Origin of the sequence: uncultured Thiodictyon sp. (genome assembly GCA_903837595.1) — a bacterium.
Classification (GTDB): Bacteria; Pseudomonadota; Gammaproteobacteria; order Chromatiales; family Chromatiaceae; genus Thiodictyon.
Genome location: CAILVI010000175.1, coordinates 1 through 4440 on the forward strand (window position 1 = coordinate 1; position 4440 = coordinate 4440).

Consider the following 4440-nt stretch of genomic DNA (forward strand, 5'->3'; position numbering starts at 1 on the left):
GGCGCGCTGCATCGAGGGCGCGGCGGCCGCCGCGACACTGTCACGGATCAGGTCATCGAGTGCCTGCTCCGTCACCGCGTCAAAAAAGGGGGGACGCCACCCGTGTGCTCGAACACCAACGCGTGTGGACCGGCCTCATTGTAAAGGTGCGCCCAACGGATCACTGTTTGCAGGTGACGCCCCACACGGCGCGCCATCGCCGAGGCGCCACGCCCCTGTTGGGTCAGTTCGTATAAGGCCAGAAACCGCTCACGAGTGCGGGCATGCGGGGCATTCATGGCCTCCTTCCTGAGGTCGTCCGGGATCTGATTCCACTTCGCGAGATCGAGTTTGAGCATAAACGATGCGTGCTTTTTGTATCGGGAACAGGTCTGGCCGACAGGGTGCTCGGCACGGGATGCAAAGTATCACAGAAATTACGTATCCCGCGCTAGGCGGGGTTTAGTGCCCCGCTAAGCAACGCCGAGCCCAGCCATGACCCTCAGCCTCATCCTGTGCGACGACCACACCCTGTTTCGCGACGGGCTGGCGGCCCTGATTGCCCGCGAGCCCGGTTGGCGGGTGCTGGCCCAGGCCGCCGACGGGGCCGAGGCCGTACGCCTGGCCACAGAGCTCAAGCCCGACGTGGCGGTGCTCGACGTCGCCATGCCGGGCATGAGCGGAATCGACGCGGCGGAGCTGATCCGTGTCGGCTCGCCGACCACCTGTATCGTCGCCGTCTCCATGTACGCCGATGCCCACTATCTGCAACGCATGATGACGGCTGGGGCCAGGGCCTATGTGTTGAAGAACGAGGCCGGCGCCGACCTGATCCAGGCGATCCGCGCCGCCGTCGCCGGGGAGATCTTCATCAGCCCCGCCCTGGCCCAGGCGGGGACGGCTGCGGTGCAGCGCAGCGCGGATCTGGACCAGGCGCTGCTGACCAAGCGCGAGCGCGAGGTGCTGCGGCTCATGGCCCAGGGTTGGCGTACCAAAGAGATCGCCGAAGCCCTGGGCATCAGCGCCAAGACGGTGGAGACCTACCGCGCCCGGATCATGATGAAGCTGCGGATCGACACCCTGGCGGGCCTGGTGCGCTTCGCCATCCGGGCGGGGCTAACCCCGGTCGAGTAAGCCCGGGCTACCGCTCCCGAGGCGGCGATCGCAGCGCTGTCGGGGTCGAAGCGGTGCCTTTCCAGCGGTGGCTTGGCGATGAATTCCTGGTTAGAGCACCACCAGATTGTCCCGGTGGATCAACTCCATCGCATCGACATAGCCCAGAATCGCCTCGTACCGGCTGGTGGGCTCCCCGCGGATACGCCGGGTCTCCTCAACGTCATAATTCGCGAGCCCCCGGGCGACCTCCCGACCCTCCTCGTCCACGCAGGCCACGACCTCGCCCCGGTTGAACGTACCCTCGACCGCCTTGACCCCGACGGCCAGCAGGCTGGTACCCTTCTCCCGCAAGGCCCGCACCGCGCCCGCGTCCAGGATCAAGCGGCCGCGTACCTGGAGGTGCCCGGCCAGCCATTGTTTACGCGCCGCCTGCGGCCCCTGCGCCGGCACCAGCAGGGTGCCGACCGCCTCGCCGGCGCCGATGCGCGTCAGCACACCCGCGCCGCGGCCGGGGGCGATGATGGTGGCCGCCCCCGAGCGGGCCGCGAGCCGCGCCGCCCGCACCTTGGTCACCATGCCGCCGGTGCCGAACCCGGTGACGCTCCCCCCGGCCACCAGGTCCAACTGCGGGTCATCCACGTGGGTTTCGCTGATCAGCCGGGCGGCCGGGTCGCGGCGCGGGTCACGGTCGAACAAGCCATCCTGGTCCGTCAGCAGGATCAGCAGGTCGGCCTCGATCAGGTTCGCCACCAGGGCCGCCAGGGTGTCGTTGTCGCCGAAGCGCAACTCGTCGGTGGCCACGGTGTCGTTCTCGTTGATGACCGGGATCACCTTGAGCCCCAACAGGGTGCGCAGGGTACTGCGGGCATTGAGGTAGCGGGCGCGGTGGGCGAGGTCGTCGCGGGTCAGCAGCACCTGGGCGGTGTGCAGACCGAAGGTCTCGAAGCACGCCTCATAGGCGCGCACCAGCCCCATCTGGCCGACGGCCGCGGCGGCCTGGAGTTCATGCAGCGCCTGGGGCCGCTGCCGCCAGCCCATGCGCACCATGCCCTCGGCCACCGCGCCGGAGGAGACCAGCACCACGTCGTGGCCGGCCGAGCGGCGGGCCGCGATCTGTTCCACCCAGGGCATCAAGAGCTCCCGGGTGAGCCCCTGACCGTCGCGGGTCAGGAGCGCGCTGCCGATCTTGACGACCCACCGACGGGTCAGAGGGAGAGTGTCGCGGGAAATCGAGTCGATCATTGCTGATTGCTGATGGTTGATTGCGGACGAATCGCCGTCTTCGGCTTCAGGCTCAATCGAGCGGATGCCACTCGCTCACGTCCGGCTCGTCGGGCGAGTGGGCCTCGCCGGACTCGACCTTGAGTTGTTCCAACCGCCGCATCAGGTCCTCCATGAGCGTGGCGGTACCGGCGCCGGTCAGGGCCGAGCACTCATAGACCGGCGCCTGCCAGCCCAGCGCCTCCACCACCCGGTCGCGGCTCTGCTGCGCCGCCGCGGGGTCGAGCAGATCGCACTTGTTCAGCACCAGCCAGCGTTCCTTGTCAGTCAGCTCACCGCCGAAGGCCGCCAGTTCCGCCTCGATCTTGCGCACCTGGTCGGCCGGGTCCTCGTCCTCGGTGAGGGGCGCCATGTCCACCAGGTGCAGGAGCAGACGGGTGCGCGAGAGGTGTTTGAGGAACTGGATACCGAGCCCGGCACCCTCTGCCGCCCCCTCGATCACCCCGGGGATGTCGGCGATCACGAAGCTGCGGCGGTGCCCGAGACTGACCACGCCCAGATTCGGATACAGGGTGGTGAACGGATAGTCCGCCACCTTGGGCCGCGCGCTGGAGACCTGACGGATCAGTGACGACTTGCCGGCATTGGGGAACCCGAGCAGACCCACGTCCGCCAACAGGATCAGCTCCAGACGCAGGTCACGCCGCTCCCCCGGCGAGCCGGGCGAGAACTGACGGGGGGCGCGATTGGTGCTGGACTTGTAACGGGCATTGCCGATGCCGTGGAAACCGCCCTGGGCGACCAGCAGGCGTTCACCGTTGGTCAGGAGTTCACCGAGGTGCTCGCCGGTCTCCTCGTCGAAGACGCGGGTCCCGACCGGCACCCGGAGCAGCAGATCGCGCCCGCCGCGCCCGCGCATATCCTTGCCCATCCCCTTGTGGCCGGACTCGGCGCGGTGAATGCGCTGGAAACGGAAGTCGACCAGGGTATTGAGGTTGTTATCTGCCAGCAGGGTAATGCTGCCGCCGTCACCCCCGTCACCCCCGTCCGGGCCACCCTTGGGGATATATTTCTCGCGGCGAAAGCTCACGCAACCGCTGCCGCCATCGCCGGCCTCGACCCGGATGAATGCCTCGTCTACAAATTTCATGACGTTATCCGCGGCCTTGGGCCAAAATGCAAAGAGCCCCGTCCGGTGGACGAGGCTCTTGTGCAGACGCCTGCGCGATCACCCGCCACCGCCCCTGCCCACTCGGGGGTGGGGGCGGGCGCCGGGGAACCGAACTTAGACAGTCTCGACAGTGACGAACTTATGGTTTTTCGGCCCCTTGGTCAGGAACCGCACCACGCCATCCGCCAGCGCAAACAAGGTATGATCCTTGCCCACACCGACATTGACGCCGTTGCGAACCGGGGTGCCGCGCTGCCGGATGATGATGCTGCCCGCGGTGACTTTTTGACCGCCGAAGATCTTGACGCCGAGCCGTTTTGACTCTGAATCGCGACCGTTGCGTGAGCTGCCGCCTGCCTTTTTATGTGCCATGGATGTCTCCCGATCAGCCGGCGCTGATGCCGGTAATCTTAAGCTCGGTGAACCACTGGCGGTGGCCCTGGCGCTTCAGGTGATGCTTGCGCCGCCGGAACTTGATAATGTGGACTTTGGCCAAGCGCCCGTGGGCCGTGACCGTGGCGGTCACTTTGCTACCGACGATGAAGGGCCGACCGACTGTCACGGCATCGCCGTCCGCAATCATCAGAACCTTATCGAGTTCGATGTCGGCACCTGCCTCGGCAACGAGTTTCTCGACCTTGAGGGTATCCCCCTCGGACACCCGGTATTGCTTGCCACCGGTTTGAATCACCGCGTACATGTCTTGAAATTCCCCAAGGCTGATTCGACCACCGATGCTCCGCGGCCGGATGTAAAGACCCGGCAGAATAACCCTGCGGCGACCGTCCGTCAACCCATGATAGGGTCTCGGTCACGGCGAATCCGTTCTAGCCTGCCGTCGCTGGCCGTCCTCGCGGACGGCGGCGGGCGTTTTCGGTCATGCCCAGGTAGTCGAACACCAGGCGGACATGGCGTGCCAGGCGTTGGATGGTGGCGGCGACCGTGTCGCGGGA

Annotated in this window: 6 protein-coding genes; 1 reads left to right on the plus strand and 5 read right to left on the minus strand. The window is 66.8% G+C overall.

All coding sequences use genetic code 11. The features are described from left to right. Positions 1–71 precede the first annotated feature (71 nt). Complete coding sequence (locus tag QZY44_RS09400; protein WP_295445503.1) at positions 72–338, minus strand: helix-turn-helix domain-containing protein; 267 nt, start codon at positions 336–338, stop codon at positions 72–74. Between the two features lie 136 nt (positions 339–474). On the opposite strand from QZY44_RS09400, the gene QZY44_RS09405 reads away from it, so the two are divergent. After that, positions 475–1113, plus strand: a complete 639-nt coding sequence (locus tag QZY44_RS09405; protein ID WP_295445506.1) for a response regulator transcription factor — start codon at positions 475–477, stop codon at positions 1111–1113. 90 nt (positions 1114–1203) lie between these two features. On the opposite strand, the gene proB is transcribed toward QZY44_RS09405, so the two are convergent. The 4 genes from proB to rplU all read right to left on the minus strand — a co-directional run bounded on the left by proB (position 1204) and on the right by rplU (position 4187). Next, positions 1204–2337 (minus strand): glutamate 5-kinase, encoded by a 1134-nt coding sequence (proB, locus tag QZY44_RS09410; protein WP_295445508.1) that lies wholly within the window; start codon positions 2335–2337, stop codon positions 1204–1206. A gap of 52 nt (positions 2338–2389) precedes the next feature. Continuing rightward, positions 2390–3466, minus strand: coding sequence for an Obg family GTPase CgtA (gene cgtA, locus QZY44_RS09415; RefSeq protein ID WP_295445510.1), 1077 nt, complete (start codon positions 3464–3466; stop codon positions 2390–2392). A 135-nt stretch (positions 3467–3601) separates the two neighbouring features. Further along, positions 3602–3859, minus strand: coding sequence for a 50S ribosomal protein L27 (gene rpmA, locus QZY44_RS09420; protein ID WP_295445512.1), 258 nt, complete (start codon positions 3857–3859; stop codon positions 3602–3604). Between the two features lie 13 nt (positions 3860–3872). Further along, positions 3873–4187 carry a 50S ribosomal protein L21 gene (gene rplU, locus QZY44_RS09425; protein ID WP_295445513.1) on the minus strand — a complete coding sequence of 105 codons (315 nt, stop codon included), beginning with the start codon at positions 4185–4187 and terminating at the stop codon, positions 3873–3875. Positions 4188–4440 lie beyond the last annotated feature (253 nt).